This window comes from Paenibacillus hexagrammi (genome assembly GCF_021513275.1).
GTDB lineage: Bacteria > Bacillota > Bacilli > Paenibacillales > NBRC-103111 > Paenibacillus_E > Paenibacillus_E hexagrammi.
Map to the genome: position 1 here is coordinate 5,182,501 of NZ_CP090978.1, position 26,400 is coordinate 5,208,900.

18 protein-coding genes, 1 pseudogene and 1 riboswitch (1 of these 20 only partly in view) are annotated in these 26,400 nt (G+C 49.8%); of the genes and pseudogenes, 7 read left to right on the forward strand and 12 right to left on the reverse strand.

Features of this window, described 5'->3' with window-relative positions:
- Positions 1-709: the 5' portion of a 3'-5' exoribonuclease YhaM family protein gene (locus tag L0M14_RS23685; protein WP_235118951.1), read on the reverse strand. The gene continues 248 nt to the left of window position 1, outside the view; 709 of the gene's 957 nt are visible here — the first part of the coding sequence; it begins with the start codon at positions 707-709; its stop codon lies beyond the left edge, outside the window.
- A 183-nt stretch (positions 710-892) separates the two neighbouring features.
- On the opposite strand from L0M14_RS23685, the gene L0M14_RS23690 reads away from it, so the two are divergent.
- The gene (locus L0M14_RS23690; RefSeq protein WP_235118952.1) at positions 893-1,483 is read left to right on the forward strand and encodes a DUF1989 domain-containing protein; all 591 of its coding nucleotides are present in this window, start codon (positions 893-895) and stop codon (positions 1,481-1,483) included.
- A 90-nt stretch (positions 1,484-1,573) separates the two neighbouring features.
- The gene (locus L0M14_RS23695; RefSeq protein ID WP_235118953.1) at positions 1,574-2,347 is read left to right on the forward strand and encodes a YqcI/YcgG family protein; all 774 of its coding nucleotides are present in this window, start codon (positions 1,574-1,576) and stop codon (positions 2,345-2,347) included.
- Positions 2,348-2,406: 59 nt separating this feature from the next.
- On the opposite strand, the gene L0M14_RS23700 is transcribed toward L0M14_RS23695, so the two are convergent.
- Positions 2,407-3,048 (reverse strand): spore coat protein, encoded by a 642-nt coding sequence (locus tag L0M14_RS23700; protein ID WP_235118954.1) that lies wholly within the window; start codon positions 3,046-3,048, stop codon positions 2,407-2,409.
- Positions 3,049-3,214: 166 nt separating this feature from the next.
- Between L0M14_RS23700 and L0M14_RS23705 the strand changes: the two genes are divergently transcribed.
- Together L0M14_RS23705 and L0M14_RS23710 are read left to right on the forward strand one after the other, a co-directional pair.
- The gene (locus L0M14_RS23705) at positions 3,215-4,774 is read left to right on the forward strand and encodes an SWIM zinc finger family protein (protein ID WP_235118955.1); all 1,560 of its coding nucleotides are present in this window, start codon (positions 3,215-3,217) and stop codon (positions 4,772-4,774) included.
- Complete coding sequence (locus L0M14_RS23710; protein WP_235118956.1) at positions 4,771-7,860, forward strand: DEAD/DEAH box helicase; 3,090 nt, start codon at positions 4,771-4,773, stop codon at positions 7,858-7,860. Before L0M14_RS23705 ends, L0M14_RS23710 begins: the two co-directional genes overlap by 4 nt.
- 342 nt (positions 7,861-8,202) lie before the next feature.
- Here the strand turns inward: L0M14_RS23710 and L0M14_RS23715 are convergent, their stop codons facing one another.
- From L0M14_RS23715 to L0M14_RS23760, 10 genes and pseudogenes are all read right to left on the reverse strand, one after another.
- Entirely contained in the window at positions 8,203-9,009 is an 807-nt protein-coding gene (locus L0M14_RS23715) for a PIG-L deacetylase family protein (protein WP_235118957.1), read from the reverse strand.
- A 35-nt stretch (positions 9,010-9,044) separates the two neighbouring features.
- The gene (locus tag L0M14_RS23720; protein WP_235118958.1) at positions 9,045-9,494 is read right to left on the reverse strand and encodes a CYTH domain-containing protein; all 450 of its coding nucleotides are present in this window, start codon (positions 9,492-9,494) and stop codon (positions 9,045-9,047) included.
- Positions 9,495-9,823: 329 nt separating this feature from the next.
- Positions 9,824-10,660 carry a subclass B1 metallo-beta-lactamase gene (gene bla / locus L0M14_RS23725; protein ID WP_235118959.1) on the reverse strand — a complete coding sequence of 279 codons (837 nt, stop codon included), beginning with the start codon at positions 10,658-10,660 and terminating at the stop codon, positions 9,824-9,826.
- Between the two features lie 213 nt (positions 10,661-10,873).
- Positions 10,874-11,568, reverse strand: a pseudogene (locus L0M14_RS23730) (ECF transporter S component).
- A 1-nt stretch (position 11,569) separates the two neighbouring features.
- Positions 11,570-13,300: an ABC transporter ATP-binding protein gene (locus tag L0M14_RS23735; protein ID WP_235118960.1), complete on the reverse strand. Its 1,731-nt coding sequence runs from the start codon at positions 13,298-13,300 to the stop codon at positions 11,570-11,572.
- A gap of 19 nt (positions 13,301-13,319) precedes the next feature.
- Positions 13,320-14,159: an energy-coupling factor transporter transmembrane component T gene (locus L0M14_RS23740; protein WP_235118961.1), complete on the reverse strand. Its 840-nt coding sequence runs from the start codon at positions 14,157-14,159 to the stop codon at positions 13,320-13,322.
- Positions 14,156-15,154 (reverse strand): DUF4430 domain-containing protein, encoded by a 999-nt coding sequence (locus L0M14_RS23745; RefSeq protein ID WP_235118962.1) that lies wholly within the window; start codon positions 15,152-15,154, stop codon positions 14,156-14,158. The genes L0M14_RS23740 and L0M14_RS23745 overlap by 4 nt, the downstream gene beginning before the upstream one ends.
- Positions 15,155-15,237: 83 nt before the next feature.
- Entirely contained in the window at positions 15,238-19,767 is a 4,530-nt protein-coding gene (locus tag L0M14_RS23750; protein ID WP_235118963.1) for an S-layer homology domain-containing protein, read from the reverse strand.
- Positions 19,768-19,921: 154 nt separating this feature from the next.
- A riboswitch (cobalamin riboswitch) is annotated at positions 19,922-20,111 on the reverse strand.
- A gap of 265 nt (positions 20,112-20,376) precedes the next feature.
- Complete coding sequence (locus L0M14_RS23755) at positions 20,377-22,233, reverse strand: cache domain-containing sensor histidine kinase (RefSeq protein WP_235118964.1); 1,857 nt, start codon at positions 22,231-22,233, stop codon at positions 20,377-20,379.
- The gene (locus L0M14_RS23760) at positions 22,160-22,915 is read right to left on the reverse strand and encodes a response regulator transcription factor (protein ID WP_235118965.1); all 756 of its coding nucleotides are present in this window, start codon (positions 22,913-22,915) and stop codon (positions 22,160-22,162) included. Before L0M14_RS23760 ends, L0M14_RS23755 begins: the two co-directional genes overlap by 74 nt.
- Before the next feature lie 224 nt (positions 22,916-23,139).
- Here L0M14_RS23760 and L0M14_RS23765 point away from each other — a divergent pair, with 224 nt between their 5' ends.
- The 3 genes from L0M14_RS23765 to L0M14_RS23775 all read left to right on the forward strand — a co-directional run bounded on the left by L0M14_RS23765 (position 23,140) and on the right by L0M14_RS23775 (position 26,383).
- Positions 23,140-24,510, forward strand: coding sequence for an ABC transporter substrate-binding protein (locus tag L0M14_RS23765; RefSeq protein ID WP_235118966.1), 1,371 nt, complete (start codon positions 23,140-23,142; stop codon positions 24,508-24,510).
- An 88-nt stretch (positions 24,511-24,598) separates the two neighbouring features.
- Complete coding sequence (locus tag L0M14_RS23770) at positions 24,599-25,480, forward strand: carbohydrate ABC transporter permease (RefSeq protein WP_311198923.1); 882 nt, start codon at positions 24,599-24,601, stop codon at positions 25,478-25,480.
- On the forward strand, positions 25,481-26,383 hold the full coding sequence (locus L0M14_RS23775) for a carbohydrate ABC transporter permease (protein WP_235118967.1): 903 nt from the start codon (positions 25,481-25,483) through the stop codon (positions 26,381-26,383).
- The last annotated feature ends 17 nt before the right edge of the window (positions 26,384-26,400 follow it).

The following is a 26,400-nucleotide window of genomic DNA, read 5'->3' on the forward strand; positions in this document are numbered from 1 at the left end:
CACATTTAATCGCCGCTTCTGTAATCCAATTGGATACCATAGAAATATGCCCGATTAGCTTCCCTTGTATGCTGTACTCCGATACAATTCCCAACTGCGCGGTCATTTCTTCCGGCTTGGCGATGTCATGCAGAATAATGCCCGCTTTAATAAGACCCGGGTTAAGAAAAGGCCTCTGCTTACAGATAAACTCCCCAAGCTCAAGCATTCGAACAATATGGTACGCTAGGCCCGCAAAGTAGGCGTGATGATGGGTTTTGGCGGCAGGATAATGAGCAAGCTTGTCATCGACCTTGGCCACGCAGTAAGAGACGATTGTTTTTATATCCGAATTTTCAATGGAATCTATCACTTGTTGGATTGTATGAATAAGATCCGCAGGGCTAATCGGCGCAGAACGAATATAGTCGCTTACTTGGACGCCATCCTCAGGTATTGCTTTGCGAATGCGCGTAATCTTGATTTGCGGTCTTTCGCGGTACAGCTGTACAAGACCCTGAACTTTAACGAGCATCATAGGAAAAAATGTTTCCTTATCAACCGACGAAGCATCCCATAGCTTGGCAGGCAGCTGCCCGGATGAGTCGCAAAGGACGATGTCAAAATATTCTTTGGGCGGTGTGGCGTTCGTTTGTTTCACTTCTAGCTCTTTAATTAAATAAAAGCCGACAAATTCATCGGATGCTTGTAAATGCTTCATCAATGTCATATATGCTTCCCCCTAACATGCTTAGGAAACATTATACAACGAAACTAGGCAGTTCGATGACTCTTTATTCGGGATAAAGTATGGAGCTTCAATAAGATAAGCGGTTGCATGATGACTACCCGCATAAGCCATACTGTTAAAGTTACATACAGTTACCTTTGACCATAAATCAGGAGGAATGAGATGATCACTCAAAAATGGTTAATTCCTGCCACAGAGGGGCTTGGATTTAAACTCGATAAAGATCAGGTGGTTCGTATTACGGATGTGGAGGGCGAGCAGGTCGCAGATTTTATTGCATACCGTGCCGATGAATCCGGGGAAAGGTTAGATCCAAGCGTAACAATAGATGCGCTGCGCTCCTTGAACATAAAGCCTGGCGACACGATATACTCACAGACCTATAAACCTCTACTAACGGTCGTTTCCGATACAGTTGGTAAGCATGATTTGATCAATTCATCCTGCCGCTCCGAAATGTACGAAGCCCTGTATAACAAACAAAACCATGCCAGCTGCTATCATAACTTAAACACAGCGCTTGCAGCATTCGGCATAGCTGCTCCGGATCAGCACTACGCATTGAACCTCTTTATGAATACGGTCATTTCTCCCACAGGTAGTACTTCTGTCGAGCGTCCTTTGTCCAAGCCAGGTGACTATATCGAGTTTCGAGCAGAGGAAGATCTAATTGTGGCAATTTCCGCCTGCCCTTGTTCCGAGAGCGCCTGTAACGGCTATTCCTGCGGTCCCATTGAAATAGAGATCATATAATAGATCGAACTAGATCCTACTGCCCTGGGCATTCACCCATCCCTCCGCTTTTGCATACGATGCTTTGTGTAGCGAAGAGGAGGGGCTGAGATGGCAGTATTACGAACGAAGGATTGGATAGAAGAGCAGGTGTCCACTTTGCCTGAATGGGAGCAGAATGCCTTTCTTGAGTTTCGAAATATGATTGCTGATGCTGAACATACATACCCTTGCGTACCCGGACGTCAGGGTTTTCTTTCAAACAATTTGCGTTTTGGTTTTGTCCAGGACCCGAGAAGCGATGAAGCCATCGAACAGGTGGCGCAGCTTCTGAAGATGTACGGGCCTGAGTCTCGGAATACTGGAAAATACGCATCCCTTGTCGTTTTTTTTCAAACCTCAAAAGAGCTTCATGCACAATATACGGTAGAAGACTACGAGCGTTTGTTCTGGTCAGTGCTAAGCAGAATAACTGAAAAGGATCCTAAAGCATGGCCAGAGCATATAAGCCAGGATCCGCAGCACCATACATGGGAGTTTTGCTTTGACGGTCAACCCTACTTCACATTCTGCAGCACACCCGCGCACAAAATTCGCAAAAGCAGACACTTCACTCATTTCCTGATCGCTTTCCAACCTAGATGGGTATTTGAAAACATGAATGACTCTACTCCATTCGGACGCAATATGAAAAAATTGATTCGGCACAAGCTGCACGACTATGACGGGATTCCTGCACATCCCTCTCTTAACTGGTATGGACAGGAAGACAATTATGAGTGGAAGCAGTATTTTCTGCGAGATGACGATAGCGTTCCGTCGAAATGCCCTTTCACTTTTATGAAAAATAAATTCAAAGCGTTAGGCATCCGATTCCATAAGTAAACATGTAAACATGAAAAACCCGGCACCGGTTTAAAGTAACCAATGTCGGGCTTTGTTTTTTAATGAACGGTTGAAGCACCTGCATTGTTGTTAGCAGGCATTTGAGGCGTCCCGGTTGCTGGAACGTAGGAAGTCAGCATTTTTTGCATATCGGATGCTTCCAATTGTGGTACTTGGTAGTAGGCATGTTTGTTTTGGTAAAGGAAAATTTCATAGGCCATTTCAATAAAATTTTGTACTTGGGATGCAAGTACACGGCGAACTACCGGGTTCGTCACTTCTACAGATGTCATGGTAAGAGTCGATGCGTGTGCTTTGATGAGGCCCAGCATGTGTCCGCTGATTCCCGCATCCTTGACGTCGGAGAGTGATTGGTTCGGCTTCTTTGGCTGTGTTGGCTTGATACCGTACACCGGCTGTCTCATCTCTTTGATCATATAGGTCGATGTTTCTTGACTTGGCTTTTGCCCGGTCGTAAAGCATTCCGCCGTTATATTATATTGACTCAGCGTAAAATTGTATTGACGGTCCAAGATATCAAGCAGCTCAGGGTCTTGTACATATTGTCTAAAGATCATGAATTGATCAAGCACATTGATGGTGCAGGAAAGCACCTCGTGCAGATCAAAAAGTTCATGACCACCGTGATTCATGTTAGCTATACCTGGCGTCTGGTTGTTTGCTTGTGTTTGCTGTTGCATTCTCTGAGATCTCTCCTTTGGATTGCGGAATGGGCGAACTATAGTAATTTGAGTGAGTTTGATTGTTATTATGTCTGGAAAAAAGCTGAAAGGTTCCTATTTCATCGCCCCTGGGATTATAATGAATGCATACTAAATCTTTCTCTCTAGAGCTAGGAGAATTTGTATGGGTGCTGTCATAACAATCAATGATGAACACTGGACCAGGCTGTTGGAGTTTGCAGCAAAGTCCTTTAATGAAGTCACACTTAGCAGGGGATTCAACTACTTTAAGCAGCTGCGCATTGAGACTCTTAGCCTTTCCGATTATCCGATCGTGAAAGCAAAAGTAACAGGAACTGGGTCATATAAAGTTACACTAAACATGGACAAGCCAAAGATTAGCAGCTGTACATGTCCTGTCCAATCTGCATGCAAGCACCTCGCGGCTGTCATGATGGAGCTGGGTGACCGGTACGGGTATCCCGCCTCGCAGATGGTTAACGCCAAACATTTTCAAAAACGGGCTGTCGCCACCCCTGCATTACTGCTTGAGCAACTGCCCGGTATGGATGTATGGGGCTGGCATGACCTCATGGAACGGGCCACCGCGCACATTAAGCCCGCTTATGATCAAGGAATTTACGTGGAGATGATCAGGCAGCAGCTGCGGGGCTTGTGGAAAGAGTCTAGTCCATTGACGGATACGGACCGGATCTATTTTGAGCTGCATCAACGACTTTTTATCCTCCGTAAAATTAAACAACAAAACGCTTCTGGAAGCGTGAATTATTACACCTCTTTTGCCGTGTATAGAGTCTACGATGATATTTTTGATTGGATTCGAAGTCAGGATAGCGGCCTTATAGGCACTGATTCTCATGAACGACTTGTACAAACCCTGCAATATGTCAGGGGCCTCCTGACGGAGGAAACCGGCCATAAACTGCTGGAGTACAAGTTATACACAGAGATATGGAAGCAGTGGGTCAAAAAGAATGAAAAAACGGCTAAGCTCGTGTCTCAGGAGCTCCTCGAAACGGAGGCCTTGGCAAAAGCAGGGTCTCCTCCTTCTCCTTCTTTATCTGCCGTATTGGCATTTTTGTACATGCAAGATGATCGGGAGCTTGATGCGTGGGCAGCCATAGAAAACAGCGGTTTGCTGAAGCATGCGTCAGGGGATTTCTTACAGCCTTTCATGGACCATTTGATCGAAAAGAGCAAGTGGGATAGTTTACTGCAATGGCTGAGGCAGTCCTTCTCTGTTTTTGATGGGAAGCCCCGTGTTCAGATCGATCTGTATATTCGTTATTGGCAAGAAGTACTCAGACATATCCCGCAAGCTGAACAACAGATGTGGACGGTTCTCGAGCAGATGCTACCGAGCTCGCTTCCCGTTCTGGAGGACTTGTTGTATGAGCAGCGGAAATGGAAAGTATGGATCGAAATGCAGATCATTCAAGGCGTGGATCCTCTCTCTCATAGAGTCAGCGTTTTGCAGCCTATTGAGAAAGAAATGCCTAGTCTGCTGCTGCCCTACTATCATCAAGCTATAGCTTACTATGTAGGATTGAAGAACAGATACGATTACAAGCAAGCCGTCAAGCTGCTCAAGCGTTTGGAGAAGGTTTACAAAAAGATGAAACAGATCGGGGTCTGGGAGAGCTTTTTTGCCGATTTCGTGGAACGGAACAGCCGGCTGAGGGCACTGTTGGAAGAACTAAGGAAAGGAAAACTGTTAGAATGAGCGCAAAATTGTATGACATCACGCTCCATGCCGTCTTGACGGACAGCGGAGATGCACTGCTTTGGGGCTTGCAGGATGGACGGGAAATGTCCGGTCACACGCTACGGAAGCTTCTTTTCGCCTGGCACGAGCCATCCTGCTACGGAACAAAGCTGGAGCTGCAGCAAGCCGGTGATGTATCCGTAACGATCCTTCCTGCCGAGATGGTGCTCCCCTTCTTCGCAGAGCCTGCATTTATGGATATGCTGAGGTGGAAGCATGAGGATGAGCTCGTTATCAAGCTGCTGGAGGCTGCTCCGCTCTTATACAGAGAAGCCCGCGAAGGACGCTTTATTCCCAGCTACAAAGCTTACCGGTCAGGTCAGTTACAATGGATCTGGGAAGAAAAGCCGGAAGAATCAGGGCTTGAGTTGGAAATGGGATCAGGTTCGGAATCGGGGGCGATTACTGAGGCTAGTGATGGAATATCCTCTGCCGATGACGGTAATGGCCGCCTCGGATTGGATGTAATTGACGAGGATGCAGAGGACACTCTTGTGGAGCCGGGAAACCATGACACGGATAGCATGGTTAGAGCGAGGATACTAAGCGGCCTAGACGAAGAGGTACCGGGACTTCGAGCCGCGTTCTCCGCCGCTGTATGGGGAATCCACTATGCCGATGAGGCTTCCGTATTGGAGCTGCGCCGCAGCTATCCCGCCTTGTTCAGGGGGCGGGAGCTTGCCGAAGGGGCCGCTGCGAGCGCGGAGAACTACACGGAAGAGGAGTGGCTCGTGCGGCTGGGTTGGAAGCCCGACACGGCTCCCTTCCGCCCTGCGCTGCAGCTGATGGAGCCTGATGAGGAAGCGGATGAATGGCGCCTGCGGCTGGTGCTGCAGGACAAGAACGAAGGCGCCATGCTGGTGCCCATCCGCTTAACGGTTGACGGACAGGCCAAGGGCAAATGGCCTGTCCAGTGGGAACCTTACATCCGGGAGCGTTCGACCGGATGGGCAGCGCGGTTGTCCGCCTCACTCCCCGGCACGGGAGGCGGCGTGCTGTTTGCCGAGCCGCTGAGCGACGAGGCGGCCTGGCAGTTCTTGACGGCGGGCAGCCGCGAGCTGCTGGATGACGGCTGGAACGTCATGCTGCCCAGCTGGTGGGAAGCCGCGTCGAAGCGCAAGCCGCGGCTTCGCGCCAAGGTTGCCGCGGGCGCCGGCGGACGCGGCAAATCGCTGTTCGGGCTGAGCGCTCTCGTCGACTTCGACTGGCGCATCGCCATCGGCGGCGCGGATCTCAGCGAAGCCGAATTCGCTGAGCTGCTGAGCCGGAAACAGCGGTTTGTCCGTTTTCGCGGCGAATGGGTGTACCTAGACCCGGCGCTGCTCGAGCAGATTCGCCGGATCATGTCCAGCGTAAGCCCCGAAGAAGGGCTGTCGCTGCAGGATGTTCTTCAGCTTCATCTTTTGAATGAAGCTGACGGACCGCAATCTGCGAACGGCAGTGGCGATAAGGATGCCATCAATGAGGAAGAAGCAGCAGCCCGTGTTGAGATGGAGGTCGAGCTGAATAAGCATCTGCTTGCGCTTGTACGCCAGCTGGGTCAGCCTTCCGAGCTGACGCTGCTGGATGTCCCCGCCGGATTGCAAGCCGAGCTGCGCAGCTACCAACGCGAAGGCTTCACCTGGCTGAGCTTCCTTCGCAAGTTCGGACTGGGCGCCTGTCTGGCCGATGACATGGGACTCGGCAAAACGATTCAATTCATTACCTATTTGCTGGAGCATCAGCACGAATCGGATTCCCCTGCCCTGCTGATCTGCCCTACGTCTGTTCTGGGCAATTGGCAGAGGGAGCTGGCTAGATTTGCTCCCACTTTGAACGTGATGCTTCATTACGGCAAGAGCAGATTGAACGGTGAACAACTGGCCGAGCAATTAGCTCATACGGATGTTGTCATTACCTCTTATACAACAGCTTTGCTGGATCAAGAGCTGCTGCAAGACATTATCTGGAGCTCCCTCTGTCTGGACGAAGCGCAAAACATCAAAAACGCGCAAAATAAGCAATCCGCCGCCGTTCGTTCTCTCCGAGCCCGGCATCGAATTGCTTTGACGGGTACGCCGATCGAGAACCGATTGTCCGAGCTTTGGTCGATTTACGATTTTTTGAATCCGGGTTACTTGGGGAATTCAAGCGGATTTCAACACCGGTTCGCTAATCCCATCGAGAAGCATCATGACGAGGAGCGGACGCTGGAGCTGCAAAAGCTCGTTAAGCCCTTCATGCTGCGCCGTAAGAAGAAGGACCCCGCTATTCAGTTGGACTTGCCAGATAAGCAGGAGATGAAGGTTTATATGAATCTCACGGCTGAGCAGGCGGCCTATTATGAACAGGCCGTGAAGGATCTTATGGAGCGCATGCAGCGGCTGGAAGGCATGGAGCGGAAGGGAGCGATCCTGGCTGCTTTAACCCAGTTAAAGCAGTTGTGCGACCATCCGGTTCTGCTGACGAAGGAGGCGGAGCTGTCCGAGGAAACGCTGCGCTCCGACGAGCTGCGTGAGGGGTTTATCTCCCGCTCCGCAAAGCTGGAGCGGCTTGTCGCCATGGTAGGAGAGCTTCGGGACGAAGGCGATTCCTGCCTGATCTTTACGCAGTACGTCGGCATGGGCCGCATGCTGGCGGATGTGCTGCAGGCGCAGCTCGGAGAGCGCGTGCTGTATTTGAACGGGAGCACGCCGAAGCTTGAGCGCGACCGCATGATTGATACGTTCCAGTCTGAGGGCGGACCGGGGATCTTTATTTTGTCCTTGAAGGCCGGCGGTGTGGGCCTCAATCTGACGGCGGCGAATCATGTGTTCCACTACGATCGCTGGTGGAACCCGGCGGTCGAGAACCAGGCTACAGACCGGGCCTACCGGATGGGGCAGAAACGGAATGTGCAGGTGCATAAATTCATCTCTCTGGGCACTCTGGAGGAGAAGATCGACGAGATGCTCGAGAGTAAGATGAGCCTCAGCGAGAACGTGATTTCCACTTCCGAAGGCTGGGTCACGGAGCTTTCGAACGACGAGCTGCGCGAGTTGTTTGCCTTGCGGCAGAGTTGGTAGGGATGATCGATGGATATATGAGTAGGGTTAGTAAGCCGTGTTCCGCGAGTGATAATTCATAGCGTCAAGTTATAGGGATGGTAAACGTTAGGTTATGGCGGTTCGCATCACAGATGATAAACGGAGAGCCTCAGGTGGACTATAAGGTCACCTGAGGCTCCTTTTTTTATTTATAGAGAAGTTTCCTAGTCGTCTGTCAACCGTGAGAGCATGTCGAGCATGTTGGATTAGAATAACCCTTCCCTTTGTGAATCTAGCTTCACAGCAACTAAGAAGAAGTTCTTCAAAGTGAATTGCTCCAGGAGTTCTATGAGTTTCATGAAATTCTCCTTCTCATCTCGGCTATTCCTTTTCCAAGCCTTCCGTTAACCAAAGCACATGAGATTGCGGCTGCGTACTCCCTCTCTCCCATACCAGCTGGAGCGTCTCAAAGCGGCGAATTTCCGGGCACTCGTTTAAGTCTCCAAAATATCGCTTTATGGCAAGGATTTGGGAGTTGTGAGCGCGTAAGGCGGCAGCTTTGATATTCCACATCGGCCTTGTGTCCAGTTGCGGCCCGATGGGCTGTGCATGTTGACCTGCTGCTGCGGGTGTGGCAGCTGACGCTGCTTCAGGTGCAGCGGCAGATGCGACGGCAGACGCGGCTTCAGGTACCGCCGCAGGTGCGGGTGCAGCGGTTGGAGTAGCAGAGGCTGCTATGTAATACAGCCTCTGCACATAAGGGCACCGTCCCGATGTGACGGCCATGGTCGTCAATTTGGATATTGCCATATGATCCCGGTGACCGTTGCCTCCGTTTTCCGGAAAGGTCACTACGACGGGACATTTATGCAGATTAAGAAAATCTGCAATCCGTTCCACACATTCCGGCTCATTCACGGTATCGAGCAGACCATCGGGATAGCCCAGGTGCGTAATGGAATGCAAGCCGAGAATCGCGGCGGCCTCTTCCATTTCCCGTACCCGTACTGCAGCCAGTTCTTCCCTGCTTGCATGAAGGTAGGAGCCGTTCTTATTGCCAGCGTCGCCTTTGGTTGCCAGCAGCAGTAAAGGGTGATTGCCTTCATCGGCTAATTTGCGTATAAAGGCTGAGCACAAAAATGTCTCATCGTCAGGATGAGCAAAAATAAAAGCTACGGGGTTTGCCATTTTTGTATCCTCCGGGGGAGCCGAATTCATATCCGCTAGTTTGATTTCAAATGCCTGTTTGCAACGCTCGGATGTTGAAGTCCAACCCATAGCTGTTTATTTCGATACTCTTCTTCCTTGCCAAGCTCTTTCCCGAACCAATTAGGGGCAACAAAGGCTTCAGCATCTTCTACACTTGGAAATTCAACTTCCACGACTCTAAGGTCCAAATGCGGATATTCGTCAATCTGGTACTCCCTGCCCTGGTGCTGTACGGTTGTACGTATTTTTTCAAGAGGAACTAAGTCCGTATTTGATAAAAGCTGATGATAGATATTCATCGAAATCTCATATTCAATTTCCTGCCTTACGAGTCCTTGTCCTGTTTTATACGTATGTGTGCAGCTTGTATGCCCCTGCAGGTTCACGGATTTTCTTACTCGAATTTCCTGATCCTCCGTAAAGGCCAGGTAAGTTTGAAACAAATGCTCTTTGTCAGTCAGCATAATTTCGCCGGATTCAAGCTGTTGAGATGGAAATGCGGTTAACAAATATTTTTTTCAATTTCAATGTTATTCATGGAGACATCCCTTCTTAGAGTTATTCGGTATATATGTTGACAGCAAAATTCATTTTGGCGTTAGCTTGCATGTTTCATCATACCTAAAAATACAGCCTTAGGATACCTGACCGAAGAAATTTTCAATCATTCTTTTGCGGATGGCTGATATTGTACCATTTCTTGTTATAAAAGTCGGTCACACCGCACTGAAGTCAAGCGATACGGTGACTATCTCATTTGGGATATATACAAATCAATTGAAAATGCTACTATTCATTGTGACATTTGATAGTTATGTAAATTTTCTTTCGTATGTGAAAGCAGCGAAAAATCGCCCCAACTTTTATGGCCAGGAATAACAATTTGGGCGTCCGGGTATTTATTTATCAGATTTTGAATGGTAAACGGCCAAGCATCCATGGTGGCTTCATCAATAATCCCAACGTTTTGCTGTTCTAAAGAAAAAATCATATCCCCAAACAATATCTTATATTGAGGAAACCAAATCGTAATATTGTCCTTCGTATGTGCTTCTCCGGGGTAATAGGCTTCGATGATCGTTTTGCCATACTTCATTAACGGATGATCGTCCAGAGCAGGATCAGGTACAGGGTACCCTGCCTCTTTAGCCATATGTGCAATCAATGCTGTACTTTCAACGGGGATTTTATGTTTCAATAACGTGCCTATACCACCGATTCGATCGATTTTATGGTGGGTGATAATCGCTTTTTTTACTCGTTTATGAAAATGATCATGTATTAATGTTAGCAGTTCTTCTGCCAGTTGATCATTCCATGTCGCATCAATAAGAATAAGCCCTTGCGAAGTATTGACAAGAAGTCCATTTGCTGGAACTTCATTCCCGTTTATGTTCATGGTGGTCGTATGAACCCAGAGTTCATCGTTTAGTTTTGTTAGTGTGACCGATCCATCAGAGTTGGAAATTTTGGATTCACTCGTTCCCTTGTCGCTATTTACTTGTACTACTGTCGAATGGGATGCCTGTGCTCTGTTAAAAATCCCAATACTTATAAGAGCACTTATCATGAATCCTGCACTTAAAAAACGAATTATTGCTCCGAGCGTCATTCCCTGTAACGGTTTCATCATCATTCTCCTCCATTTCGATGTTGTGAAACATTTTTTTAGCCTCACTATGAAATTGACGGAAATATTTGGGTTTTCGTTCTATGACATGGGGAATAACGTTCGGTAAAATTTCCAATAAACGGTAACCTCCACTCACCTCAAAACTTGTAAATTTTTATATACTGAAAAAAGCCCGCCCAGGTCAAACACGACCCAAGCAGGCTGCTTCCTCTATTTAAGTTGCAAGTCCAAAAGTCCATATTTCCGCTTATACCGCTCCATAATTCTCATCCAAGCCGGTCCTAAGAGTGACAAGAAGAACACGTTGCTAAGCGCATGTGCGAGGTCGAAATAAAAGCTGGAAGCATAGGCTGCCAGGAACGAGGCCCATGTGAGGTTTTGCCCCATGCTGGCCAAAAACCAAATATTCATGATCCATCCGAATACAAATCCCCAGACAAACCCGAAGATGGCTAGTGTGATGCGGCCCCTCAGCCAGCCCCAACGGTACAATTGTCCGGCCGTCCAGCCGATCATGCCCCAGCCGAACATTTGCCACGGAGTCCACGGACCTTGACCAAGGAACATGTTCGAGACCAAGGCAGCGACTGCGCCGACCATAAATCCGGTTTCGGGCCAAAGACGACCGCGCATACGATGATAACAAAGGAGGTCGGCTGCACACTTGGCAATGCGGCAAAGGGAACGCGTCCTACCGCGGCTATAGCGGCCATCACTGCGATCAGCACGATTTCGCGAGCTTGCAGGGAGCGCTGCTCGAAGCGAAGAAAGAAGGGCACGATGGAAGCGCAGACCAAGAACAACGATAGTAGTAAATATTGCTCGTCATTCATCCAGGTCATGAACGCTAGCCCGCCTAAGAATAAGAGAAGTACGATGAGGAAAGAAACTCGTGTTCGAGCCATGTTAGTTCCACCTCATTAGCTGGTTCATTGCCGTCGTATAGTACAAATTATCGCTAAAAAATAGCTTCGGGTCCTGCGCTGCCGTCAGCGTGCCATCGAACATCATGGTGCACCTTGTCGCATACTCGGCGGCAAATTCTATATCATGCGTGACCATGACAATTGTTTTGCCGATCCGCTTTAGCTCACGGAGCCTCTCCCCCCACTGCCGCTTGGCCGCGGGGTCCAGCCCCTTGGTCGGTTCATCCAGCAGCAGCAGGCTGGCTCCGGCAAGCAGAATTCCCGCCAATGCGGCAAGCTGTCTCTCACCTTCGCTGAGATCATAGGGATGCTGCTTCAGCAGATGGAGAAGACCGAAGGTCTCCGCAGTTTGTTCCAAAGTCAGGCTCCCTTGCGAGCCCGCCCTTGCCATTGCTAGACTAAGCTCCTGCTCCACGGTCTCTTCGAGAAAATAGGTCAAAGGATTCTGATGGAGAAATCCGACCCGCGCAGCCCGTTCATGGGCCTTCATTTTGCCAAGGTGATTGCCTTCCAATAGCACTTTTCCCTTTTGCGGCTTCATGATTCCCGCCAGGACCTTGAGAAGGGTGGTTTTGCCGGAACCATTCGCTCCGAGAATAGCTAAGCATTCCCCAGCAGCCACGCTCAGGGAAGCATTCTTCAGAACCGGCGCGATATCCTGAGGCGTGTACTGCAGGTACACTTCGCGGCATTCCAAGAGGATAGGCTGGCGGTCGTTGCTGCTCGGTTTACTTGTCGAATCTCCTAGTCGGAACCTATTTAATAGACTCATTGAGCTTCGCTCAGTTGTTTGTGGTGATTGAGCAGTCTGGCTTGTCTGGGTGGTCTGGGTGGTCTGGGTGGTCCGAGCAGACTGTGCGGACTGTGTAGCCTGATATCGCAAGGCTGCAAGCCATGCATGCTTACGACCTTCCTTGACGGTCAAGGGGACTTCCCTACTCACACCCGCTTGCAGAAACAACCTTGGTATCGGCGGGACAAAATCTCTAGAATGTCCCACTTCGTTCGACCATAGCGCCTCGGTCACTTCGCGCGGTGTCCCTGAATGCTTCACTGAGCCGTCTTCCATAAACACCACCCGATCCACGATCGGCAGCAGCTCGTCAAAACGATGCTCAGCGATGATGATGGTGAGTCCAAGGTCTTGATTGATTCGATGCAGCAATTGAATCAGTTCTCTGGCTGCGAGAGGATCGAGCTGAGCCGTAGGTTCGTCAAGCAGCAGCAGACGCGGCTGCAGAGCAAGGACAGATGCCAGCTGCACGAGCTGTTTTTGCCCGCCTGAGAGTTCAAATACTGGCTTGCTCAGCCAAGCATCCAGTCCAAAATAGTGGGACAACTCCGCCACTCTTCGTCTCATCAGCTCAGATTCAAAGCCGACGTTCTCCATTGTAAAAACAAGCTCGGACAGCACTCGGTCCGTTACCGTCTGATTCTCCGGGCTTTGCTGCACCATGCCGATGTGTCTAGCCATGAAGCTGTCATCATATGCGGAAAGCGGTTTACCTTCAAAAAGCACTTCCCCGCTACTTGTGCCGACGGGCGAAAGCTCTCTTTTGATATGCCGTAAAAGCGTTGTCTTGCCGCAGCCGGATGTCCCGCACAAGAGCACAAATTCGCCGGGCTGAACGGTGAGGTTGATTTGATCAAGAATGGTACGTTCACTTGCCGGGTAACAGAAGCTTAGTTCTTGAATGTCCAAGATCGCCATGTCCACACCTCCTTTGCCTCTACGATGACCGGCACTGCAGCAAATAGCGTAAAGCACCCGTATGCCAGCAGTTCCACTCCTGTATGGATACTTCTCCAAGTGACGGGAAGATCTTGTACTCGCCGTAACCTAACATATGAAACACGATACTGCTTATAAATAAAACGGAAAGCAGCCCCAGCAGACGAATGTCCCGGGGCATCAGCGCATACGCCTCATACCGGCTGCGCGTTCCCGAGCCATAGCCTTTTGCTTTCATAGCATCCGCCGTTTGCAGCGCTTCCTCCAGGCTGAGTGTCAGCAGGATTTGCAGCAGCTTCATGCCGTCGGTCATCCGTTTGCGTAAGCTGCCGTGCGCGATATTAATTCCTTTCATTCGTTGGACCGAAGCGATGTCGGTTAGTCTGCGCTTTAATAGCGGTACAAATCGCATGGACATGACGACGAGCAGCCCTATTTTCGGAAAATAGGAACCAAAGATATACAAAAACCTCGAAGGCGGCAGCACCGCGTTGAAGGAAATGAACAGCACCAGGATGTTGAGCAGGTTGACCGTGGAATATCCTCCATATGCAAGGGACTCAAGCGTCACCGGCTGATCCCAAAAATAAAACAAGATATGCCGCCCCCGATGAGAAAACAGCGGATTGAGAAGAGCGTACAGCAAACTGATAGGAAGATAGAACTTCAGCATGCTGAGCAGCGCCCTGCTCTCGCGGTTTAACATCGTAAGCAGCACACCGGTCATCAGGAGAGTCAGTAGATAGACAGGATGCGTAACGAGCATTCCGAGCAGCATAGCGCCGATGTAGTAGAAAAAGCATACGAACGGATGAAAGGAGCGAAAGCCGCTTTTCATGGCATTTTCGCTCCGACGTCTTCGCCCAAATCCAGCGTGTACAGCCATTCGATTTTATCTCCTGGAGCTGCTTTATAGGAACCTGCTCCTTCGCCCGGAGCCTTTCCGTTCACTTTGTACACCCAACCGCTCTTAGGTCCGCGGTCAAATTCGTACAAATTATCGATGCCTTGGACATAAGCAAATGTACCCCTGCCTTGGTATTCCATTTGGATTTTATTTGCTTTGGTCACCTGCTTGAGCGCATCCAGCACGGTCATGCCTTCCTGAACAGGTACGGATGTCTCCTGCAAAATAGAGCCAAGCTTATCATCGCCTGTAATGCTGATACTAATAGCGGTTGTGGCTGGAGAAGGCGCTTGCTGGGAAGACGGCTCTGCCGTTCCTCCGCCACTTGCAGATGGCTGATTCGCTGAGTCTGCATTGGAGGAGGGCTCGACTGACCCTAGCATTGATGAAGAGGTGCTAGAGGCCGTCTGGGACCCGCCCGATGCAGATGTATCGGCACTAGACTGCAGAGTGTCTCCTTGTTCAGATGTATTGGCACTAGTAGACCGCTGGGGGGCTCCTTGTGATGATGCATTGGCATCGAAGGTTTGTGCTTCTCCTTGCACGGTTGGATTTGCATTGGAAGAGGATTGGGCTCCTCCTTGTAGCGTGGCATTCGTACTTACGGATGCTTGAGCTGCACTTGTACCTGCGGCAGCCGACTCCGTACCGCCACTAAGCAGGCTCGAGCTGCCTGCTGCAGAGGCAGAGCTGCCCGGTTGACCTCCGTTGGAGGACATAGTTGGGTCCGTATCCTGCTGTGCCGATTGATCAGCAGGTTTCGGGCCAGAGTTGTTTGTGCTGCTTACATGGAGACTGCCTGCCTTCGCATCGCTTCCATTTGCGGCTGCCAGGTCAGATGAGCCAGCTTCCTGCTTGATGTGTGAACCGCAGCCTGAAGTAACAAGCATGCATGCTACTCCAAGCAGGATATACCATTTATTCATGATGAATCTCCTATCGTCATTTCTCTCAAAAAGGCAAGAAGGAGCCCCTTACAAGAAAGGGCTCTTCTTATCCTCAGCGATTCTTACTTTTTTGTCAATTCATAAGCTCTAACAGCTACGACAGCAGCCATCTCTCGAGTTGCCGAATCCTGCGGCAGGAATCTGCCGGACTCGTCGCCTTCCATGAGTCCTTGCTGTTGAACAGTTTGGATGTATGGTGCAGCGCCTTCAAATGCTTGATCTAAATCCGAGAATGAATCGGTCGCAGCATCAGCAGTTTCCAAATGCAGCGCTCTGGAAAGCATGATCGCCATTTCTTGGCGAGAGATCGCCGCATCCGGCGCGAAGCGGTCGTTGCTTACGCCTGTGGCGATACCCTTAGCTACTGCCTTCGCCACGTATCCTGCATACCAGGAGTCCGGCGCTACATCAGTAAAGCCAGTATTTACATCGGCAGAAGGAGCTTCACCCAGGATTCTCAGGAGGATCGCAGCGAATTGAATTCGAGTGATTTGTTTTTTAGGTTCAAAGGATGATTTTTCTCCGCCTGTTCCCTCAATTATATGATAGGCAGCGGCCTTCTTCACGGAAGGGAGTGCCCACGCTGCTATATCTGTTTGGTCTGCGAACACTGGAGCTGTTTCCGGCTGAGCTGGCTGGCTCACGTGGCTCGTGGACTTCAGGTAATTCTGGTATGCACCAAGTGCCATCAACGATTGCTCTGTAGCGATAACCTCCGATTGACCGTCCTTCGTATGAGGGAAAGAGCCGTCGCTCAGCTGCAAGCCTAGCAAGTAGGCCAGCATGCTTTTGTCACCGGAATGGAATTGCGGGTTGTTGACAGGATCAATACCGCTGACAGAAAGGCCCCAGATGACCTGCGCAGTGCTTTCGGCATTTTCCACACCCTTCAGTGTGAAACCGCCATCGTCGGCTTGCTGCGCGCTAAGCCATTTCACGGCTTTCTCCATGGCCGTTATTACGGTCGACTGTTCCTTGTAAGGTGTGAGTGCCGCCAACGCTGCTGCGGTCAAATCGGGCTCACCCTTCTCGCCCTTCGCCAGCGGCCAGCTGCCGTCTTGGTTTTGCGCATCAAGGATCCATTGCAGCAGCTTTTCTGGTGTCCATTTCGCTTCTGCCGGGAGGTCATAGGAACCTCCGTGTAATGCAAGCAGCCCATAGATCGGGCCATTGGTGCCCTGAATTTCCATTTGTTCGTTATTGTAGATGCGTTCGATCAGGTTAAAGCCGCCTATCGACTGAGGATTGCCTCCGGCAGCCTGAACGCTTAAAGCTAACCGTTCATAATCCGTCACTTTGCGGAATGTACCGTTCTTTTCCTTCAGCATGGCTATCACACTATCTAGATAGTTCGCGCTTACCGGCACACCTGCTGTATGGAGGGCATACGCCGACCAGTCACTGAGCTCGACTCCGTTCTTCAGCCACTTGGAAGCACGATCGATGGCAGGTCCAACATCTACAGAGGTGCCAGTTGTTGGCTTTTGCTCCAGTTTGGATCTATTAATAACAGCAAATTTCGTAAAATGGTTGACTAACCCTGTGACTGTTCCAGTCTCCGCATCAATGACAGCCGGGATTGGAATCCATTCACCGGTCTCCTCGTTTAGCCAGACTAGCGCCAATTGACTTAAGTCCTCGGCTGCGAGTGGTGTTTTGATCGAGATTTGAACGGGCTTGGCGTAGGTCAGACCTTTGGGGCCGAATTCAAAAATGGGTGAAACGAGCTCTTCGCGTTCTTGTGATGAAAGCTTGTTGACGGTAATGATTTTGCTTTCAGCTAGCGCATTCTCTGGGATTTGCAGCTTCACTTCTGATTTGGCGTCAGTAATTTCAGTTGCCGTCTTCGCTTGTGCTGTCTTTTCCAATGCAACCGCATTGCCTGCCAATTCTTTCTTGAGCGCTTCCGCAGCGGAAGCGGACATTTTCTTATCCGCATTGACAATCACTGCAGGCTTGGAAATTTGTTGAATTGGTTTCTTGTTGTCGTAAGCCAGCTCCAGATTTTTCACTTTATCTGCGACTTCAGAGGTAGATGTTCCTGTTGCTGTAGTCGCTCCACCGCCTACTGGGGAAGGTGCGTTCAAATCATTGCCACCGTCTTTCGTATAACGCCAAGATACGGAGTCGCCGGACTTCAGTAGTACCGAGTCTGCGCCTGTACTCAAGTAGCTGCCGTTAACTGCGTACATCCATCCGCTTAGCGGCCCCTCGTCGAATTCTCTTAAACCGTCTATGCCCTGCACATATGCGGTTGAGCCCGAGCCCGATGATTGAACACGGTTTGCTCCCAACGTGCGAATCAACAAAGAGTATGGTGTGTCGCCGCTCTGTAAGGCAACCGACCTTGTGGAAAGGATGGTTCCCTTATTACTATCACCTGTCACGGAGAGGTAGACGATTGGGCTTCCTCCCGTATTCGTGCCTCCGTCTACTCGGGGCTGAATGGTAATCGGCTGCGACATATGGACAATGATCGGAGTGCTGTTCGCCTTGTACCCTGAGATGTCCATATCATACGATCCAGCAGGCAGACCCGCGAATGTAACTGTGCCCTGGCTGTCCGTTACCGCTGTTAGTCCGCCGACTTTTACTTGGACGCCTTCCGCTGGTGAAGGCGTGTCGAAGCCGGATGTTTTTAGAATATTTACGGTGAAAGATTCGTTCGCTTTCGGCTGCGAAGGGTTTAGTGTTATGGAATTGACCAGGAAAGTGGTCGAGTTCCAGTCAGTATCAAATCCGCTGAAGTAAACGACCGCTCGTTCACCTGGGTGAAGCGTATAGTCTGCCATCCCTACCATAGGAATGGTCCATTTGCCTTGGCTGTAGATCGCGTAGCTCCATGCATCGGCATCGGATTCGATGGATTGCAGATACCCGTTATCTATGTGCTTATGAATCTGATGCTCTACCAGGATGTTTTCGATACTATCCAACAAATTAGGCGAGTTCGCCGCATCCACAGCAAAAGTTTGGGATGAACCCTCAATTTGAATCATAGCTGTGCCCACTTCAAAAGACTTGGAAGCAGCAGCGATCTTAGGTGCAGTCCCTGTCTGATAACCTGACACTACTGCTTGATAGGTTCCACCGGAAAAACCGGCGGGGAATTGAGCGACACCGTAGGTGTCTGTCTGCACGGTTTGCCCGTTTATCTCCACAGAGACGTTCTCAGCCTCTTTGATATTTTCTTGATGGTTTTGATAATCATACACGGATTGATAAACCGTTACTGTAACCGCCTCACCTGCAACGGGCAAGGCAGGGTCTATCGTGATCGACTGAACGAGTGCTGTACTATACCCTGTGTAGTACAAATACACGTCATCGCCAGCACGCAGTTGGTAATCGTGCATGTTGGTGGCACCAACGGTTGCGTAATCCCATGATCCTTGACGCTTAACGTTGTAATACCACCATGTGTTACCGGTTCCACTTATGCCGTTAACGGCATGGAAATAATGACTTCCATCTGCATCAAATGATACGCCCGAAGCCTGCAAAACCTGCACAGCCGCATCAAACGCATTACTCGCCGTCACCGCTCCTTCGGCCAAAATACCTGCCGGACCTGCGACGTGAACCGTCACACTCGCATCCGAAGATGACCCACCGCCGATGACGGGTACAGATACATACGACCCGCTGTTGCCCCCGGTAAACGCATCATAATCCACTAATGCCATTAAAGCCTGACCAGTTGCACCTGTATCCGAAGCACTGCTACTTGTAAGATGGACGAAGCCGCCGTCACTTCTGCGGTAGGTAAACAGATAGCTGAGCGGATTTCCGTTAGCTTTGGTAAAGCTGGCGCTGCGCGCGTCTACACCTGCTGCGGAAAGTCCAATAATCACCTGTGCGGTACTCTCGGAATTTTCCCCGTACTCGGTAAATCCTCCGTTGTCTAATTGCTTCGAAGAGAGCCATTGAACGCCGCCTTCAATCGCTTGCTGGACAACTGGCAAGTCTTTATACACGGAAAGGGCTTTAATTGCCGAAGCCGTGATATCGATGCTGCTATCGCCACCTGACGAGAGCGGGAAGCCGCCGTCGGCGTTCTTTTGCGTGAGCAGCCACGCTGCGATTTTATCCGGTTTCCACTTCGCTGTTAACGGAATATTGTACGCTCCGCTGCTTAAGGCTTGCAGGGCATAAATCGCACCGTTGCTGCCTTGCGCCGTCAGTACATCGCTGTTATAGATGCTCTGAATCAGATTGTACGTCCCGGTTCCCGTTACAACCTGCTCGGGATTACCGCCTGCAGCCTTCACGGCCAGTGCTATCCTTGCGTAATCGGTGACGTTGTTGTATTGGCCGTTTTTTAGTCCGACCTGACTGCTGACCGAGGATAAATACGATGCCGGTACCGACTTACCTGCTTTCGCTAGCGCATAGGCATCCCAATCGGTAATGTTGTCTCCGTTCGCTGCTAATAGATAGCCAGCTGCATCCTCTATCGCTTGCGGGACGGTTACAGTCCCTTGATCTCCTTGATCCGCATACACCGGCACAGCTCCGCTAAAAGCGGAAATGAGCAAACACCAGATCAGCAGGATCATGCTTACTTTTTGTACGACTTGCTTTCTTTCCATCCGTTGTTTCGTCCTCTCTCCGTGAAATAAAAAAGCACCCCAACATGAAGAAGGGCTGCTGATTACGCTTTACGCATAGATTAGCTGGCCAGATAGATGTACAAAAGGAAGTACACTCATGCAGCCGTTTCCCCCTCTCCTATTCCCGCGTAGGCGATGGTACTGACATTCAACAGATATCCTGACTTGCGGATCGTAGCTAATCTCCCGTCTTCCCATCCTTCTTAAAAAGGATAGTGACATCTTGAAAGCAGCTCCCCGCTTACAGTGGCGCGACCGTGCCGGATTCTCACCGGACTTCCCTGTTTGGTTACCGAATGCGGACTGAAAGGCCTTAGCATACGGTTCACTTTTAATCACTAAAAAGAATACCATGCGCTTGGATTGGCGTCCAAGGTTTTTTCGTGAATTTTTGACAAAAATCGAGAGGATTTTCAAATGACCGAGCACTCAGAAGATTCAACAGGACACTTTCAATGAAATTGATGCACATGCAAAAAGGAGCTAGCCCTGGTTTAGGTGGGCAGCTCTTTGGTTTTGTTATCCTGCGTTACTTCGCTGATTTTACACAGAGTTGCAGAACTAGCACTTTGATCTCGCCTCTAGTAGTTACTGCGGAAAAATCAGCGTAATGGCCGTACCCTTCCCTTCCTTGCTAAGAACGCGCATCCACTTGCCTGCGCCGTAATGCAGCGTTAGCCTTTTGCTTGTATTAAAGAGTCCTACATGCTTGCCTTGCATAGAGTCTGACTCAAACGACGCGCGAATGCGCTTCAGCCGTTCAAGCGGTATTCCCGGTCCATTGTCGATGATGGTAACATGCAAATTTGCACCATTCATGCGGCACTTGACCTTAACAGCCAGTTGGTCTTGTGCAGCAAGACCGATATGAATGCTGTTCTCGACTAGCGGCTGCATGCTGATTTTCACGACACGGCAGTCCTTCATCTCCGCCCTCGTGTCCCAGATCACCTGCAAGCGATCCGAGAATCGGGTCTTCTGCAGCTCGATATAGCCTCTCACATTGGCAAGCTCATCGTGCAGCGTTACCGCATCATCCGTTCCCCGCAGCGCATATTCCAGCAGGTCGCTGAGCTGTTCGATCATGACGCACGCATCATTCGGTGAACGCGTCAGTTGGAAGGCTTTCCAGTAAATCGAGTGCAAAGTGTTGGACATAAAATGAGGGTTCATCTGCGACTGAAGCGCTTTAAGCTCCAAAAGTTCCATCTTTGCCTGCCGCTCGGAGAGCTGGATGCGCAAATATTTTTGCTCCAGGAACGTATCAAGAATATTTTTGACGATTAGCTCGTACACGTCTTGAATCTTGTCCGGCATGGCAGGGACGGTGTCATCATGGCGATCGGCATGCTCCAGCACATGGACGATTTGCGTAACTTGTCGGTAATTTTTCCTAGTGATCCAGAGAGCGTAGATGATACTCAGCAGCAAGGAGAACACGGATAGCGCCAAGGTAATGTACACGATCATCCTCGGAAGGCTGTACAACGCTTTGGTCGGGATGACGGATACGGCTATCCAAGCCAGGCGCGGGGATTGCTTCATTGTAACTAAAGCGCCGCCTAAGGAAGAGCGGATCAAATGCCCTTCTGCTAGCTGCTCAGACTCTGGCAGCGGGATGCTGCCTCCGAAGCTGTCAGAGGTAATCAGCGGATCGCCGCTTGGGTCTGCGATATACGAATAGCTGCCCTGCCAGTCGTTAAACAAATTCAATGATTTGGCGAAATAGGAAGGCAGGACATTCATCACAATCACGCCGCGGGGATGCCCGTCCTCATTAAGTCCCCCGAACGGCTGATACACGGTTAGCACCTGCGTGGTGCCATTAGGGTCAGAGCTGGCCACTAGCTCGCGAGGCTGTGTAACCAGTTCTTCTTCTCCACTGAATACCTTGGACTGGTAAAAGGTGTACCAGCTCGTATCCAGCACCGAATCCATCTGGGCAATGCCGTCACGCGAACTTAAAAACCGCCCTTGCGAATTCTCATAATAAATATAAATGGAATGGATGTAAGATTTGGAATTAGCCGGAACATCAATGACGTTGCGCAAATAAAACAGTGCCTCTACCTCTTCAAAGGAAAACGAAGTCGTATTGAGTATATTTTTCAACCGAAGTTTGATCTTTGGATCCTTGTCAAAGGAAAGACTTAAAGAATCAAGCTCTGCAGGAATGACCTCCGTAAGCTGATTAATTTGATTCAGCCGGTTTTCACTGTTCTGTTCCACAGAGCCGCGGATGTACCAAACTGTAATAAAGATGGACAAGGAGCCTAGTATGGTCAGAGGAATGAGCGACAGCACGATCACTCGTCTCAGGTTGTCTGCGAAAAATTTTCGCGCTAAAGCTGCATCACTCTGCTTGACATATTTAATGCTCGTGCTTGAACTGCCCTGGCGTTTTCCCGTAATACTGCTTAAAAGCGCGTATAAAATTTTTCGCATTCGCATATCCCACCATTTCGCTGACCTCAAGCGCCTTCCAGCGATGCTCCCGCAAAAGCTCAGCCGCTTTTTTCATCCGAATCCCAAGCACATAATCGGAGAACTTTTGACCCGTAAGCTTGCGAAAATAGGAGCTCACATAGCTGGGATTCATGTGTACAAACTGCGCCACATCCTCCAGGGTTACGGTTCGGTATTCGACTTCAATAAAGTGAAGCATGCGCTGTATGACAGGATCGAGGGATTGTTCGTTCACTTCCACCTGCGTGGGGATGTCGGAGTCAGGCTCAGCTGCCCCTCCCTTTTGTTCATCCAATTCCCGCTTGAGCTGCATGAGAACATCGTGCAAATCTTTGAATTTAGCCGGCTTCACCATGTAATGCCGAACGCCGTAGCTGATCGCCTGGCGTGCCAGCTCAAAATCCCGCAGCCCGCTGAGCAGAATTACCTCCACCGGCAGTTTACGTTCATGGATTTCCCTTGCCAGCTCAATCCCGCTCATGACGGGCATTTTGATATCGCAAAGGATCGCATCCAGCTCATGCTGGAGCAAATATTTAAGCGCTTCCATTCCATTTCCAAGCTGAGCCACAATTTCGAATCCGGCCTGCTCCCATGGAAAACAGCTGCAAAGCGTGTCTCGAGTCGTCGTCTCATCATCAACAAACGCTAATTTGTACATGATTCAAGCCTCCTCTCTTCATTATAGCCCCTCGTACATATAAAAAGGAATGACGGTATAAATTGGCTCAATGGAAGCGAATAATCTAAAGATATGATACCTTTTCCAAAGAAATCGAGCAATGAAACCGCCATGTTCCAAAATGAAAGCCCTTTTTATGAAAACGGATTCATGTTACCTTGAGTTTGGGCCCGAAATTCACTACAAGACAGGGGGACGTAACTTTGTTTAACCGAAACCTAACTAGTCTATCCAAAATGTGTGTCGTATTGCTTAGCTCATTAACTATATTATCCGCTTGCAGCTCCGGCTCAGGCGCAGGCTCCGGTCAAGCCTCCACTGCTCCCAGCGCTTCTGCCGATACCGGTTCAGGCGGTGCTTCTACCGACGGTAAGCCCGTATCACTGCGCTTTGCTTGGTGGGGCAACGACTCCAGACATAAGGCAACGCTAGCTGCCATCGACGCTTATACAAAGCAGCATCCGAATGTAAAAATCGAAGCGGAATATATGGGCTTTGATGGTTTTAACAAAAAGCTCGCTACGCAATTCGCCGGCAAAACCGCTCCCGACTTATTTCAGTTCACGTATGAATGGTCCGTGGATATGAGCGACTTCATGCTGGATCTGAATTCCGTCAGCAGCCTCATTGATATGAAGCAAATTCCGGAGTCCGCACTGAAGGATTACGGTGCTTATAAAGGCAAGCAAATCATGGTTCCGTCGGGGATGTTTGCGGCTACTACCATCGTTAATGAAGAGTTTATGCAAAAACATGGAATTCCCGCCGATACCGTGTGGACGTGGGATAAGCTGATCGAGGAAGGTAAAAAGGTCCATGAAGCGGATAAAGATGCTTACCTGCTTACTGCTGATATCGACGTGATTAACAAGCTGATTCTTCAGCCGTATATCATGCAAAAAACAGGCAAGGGCTGGGTGAACGACGATTTCACTCCTGGCTTCGATAAAGCACAGCTAACCGACGGCCTGGCCTACTTATCTAATCTGTATAAAAGCGGCGCTATTGAGCCGTTCGGCGATAGTACAGCATTCGTCGGCAAGATGGAGCAAAATCCAAAATGGGTAAAAGGCGAAATTGGCCTCCTGCTCGACTACGTTCAAGCCATCGACAAGTATAAGCAAGCTATTCAAAATGCCAAAATCGGTGTCAGCGCATTCCCTGAGAATCCGGGCGCCGTCCAATCGGGTAACCCTACTGTTGCAGGCACAGGCTTTGCTATTGCTCAAGACTCACCTAACAAAGAGGAAGCAGCCAAATTTATCAATTATCTGATTAATGACAAAGATGCTGCACTGCTGCTGACCACACAGCGCGGGATTCCGGCATCAAACGTTGCCCGTAAGGCGCTTGAGGAATCCGGTAAGCTGAACCCTAGCATTTCCAAGGGATTAGAGCTTGCTTCCGCCAAGAAAACAACTTCACCGAACGTCATCAGCACGAATGCAGAGCTTGCTCAAGTCGTCAAGGACTCCATCCAAAAGCTGATCTACAACCAGCTCACACCGCAGCAAGCAGCGGATGAAATTTACGAAGGCTTTACTGCCAAACTCCAAGAAATGAAAGCAAAATAAGGGATGCGCGAAGGAGTGCTGTCCATCAGGGCAGCACCCTTCTTAACACTTAGCCCGTATACGGAAAGGAACATCTGACTTGAAAAGCATGCGTATGCGCAACGTCCTCTGGGGCCTGTTATTCGTATCGCCCTGGGTGATCGGGTTTCTTTGGTTTCAGCTTTATCCGCTGCTCTTATCGTTCTATTACTCCTTCACAGACTCTACGGTTGTCAAACCGGGCAAGTTCATTGGATTGGATAATTACGTGAAAATGTTGACGGTCGACAAGGATTTCTTCCCCTCCATCAAGGTCACGATTATATATACGCTGATTGCCGTTCCGGCCAAGCTGGCTTTTGCCCTGTTCATTGCTTTGATCCTGAATATGAAAGGAAAAGCAGTCAATTGGTACCGCACGGTTTATTATTTGCCTTCCATCCTGGGCGGCAGCGTTGCGATCTCCATTCTGTGGCGGTTTCTGTTTATGAAGGAGGGCGTTGTGAATCAAGCCCTGTCCTATCTCCATATTCCGGCTGTTAACTGGCTGGGCAGTCCTCATGTAGCTCTTGGAACAATTAGTTTACTCGTAGTCTGGCAGTTCGGCTCCTCCATGGTCCTGTTCCTCGCAGGTCTCAAGCAAATTCCATCTGAGCTGTACGAAGCTGCGATGGTTGACGGTGCCGGACGGGTGCGTATGCTCTGGACGATTACCATCCCGCTGCTTACGCCGATCATTTTCTTTAATCTAGTCATGCAGGCCATTAATGCCCTTCAGGAGTTTACAGCGGCCTTCGTCGTTACCAACGGCGGACCGGTGAAATCGACCTATTTGTTCGGTCTGAAAATCTATGACGAGGCGTTTTCCAATATGAAGATGGGCTATGCGTCCGCGCTGTCCTGGTTCCTGTTCGCCATGATTCTCATCTTGACCCTTTTCATCTTCCGTTCGGCTAGATCTTGGGTCCATTATGAAGACGGAGGGAAATAAATGCCGAATTCAACAACCACAGCAACATCCGCTGCTCAACCTAGAAGCGCAGCCTCCAGAGCGCAAAGCGCCAAGCTGCGTACTGCCGTGAAACACATCGCCCTCCTGCTTCTTGGCTGGCTGATGATTTATCCGCTGATTTGGCTGTTCTTAAGCTCTTTTAAGACCAACGCCGACTTATTCGGTACGCTCAGCCTCTGGCCCAGCCAGTTTGTATGGGATTCCTACGTGAAGGGATGGGCGGGCACAGGCCAGTACAGCTATACGACGTTTTTCTATAATACTTTCGTGCTGGTGATTCCTACAGTGGTCCTCACTGTGCTGTCCAGTGTGTTGGTCGCTTATGGCTTTGCCCGTTTCAAATTCCCGCTTCGCAATCTGTTGTTCGTGCTGATGATCTCTACCTTAATGCTGCCGCATACCGTCATTATCATTCCGCGGTATCTCATTTTCCGGAATTTGGGATGGCTGGACAGCTACCTGCCTTTCATTGTACCTGCGGCCTTCGGCTGCTTTCCGTTCTTCATCTTTATGCTGGTTCAGTTTTTCCGGGGACTGCCTAAGGAGCTGGATGAATCAGCGGTCATGGACGGCTGCAATCCGCCGACGATTCTATTCCGCATCCTGCTGCCGCTATGTATGCCTGCCATGATTTCGGCTTCCATCTTCCAATTTATCTGGACCTGGAACGATTTCTTCAATCCGCTTATCTTCATTAATAGTGTGAAAAAATTCCCGATCTCCCTGGCGCTGCGCATGACCATCGATTCAACCGGCGGTACGATCGAGTGGAACCAGATTATGGCGATGGCGGTGCTGGCTATTTTGCCGCCTGTGTTGGTTTTCTTCTTCTCACAGAAGTACTTTGTAGAAGGTATTGCGACGACAGGTATCAAGGGTTAATCAAGGAGGCGCTTCAA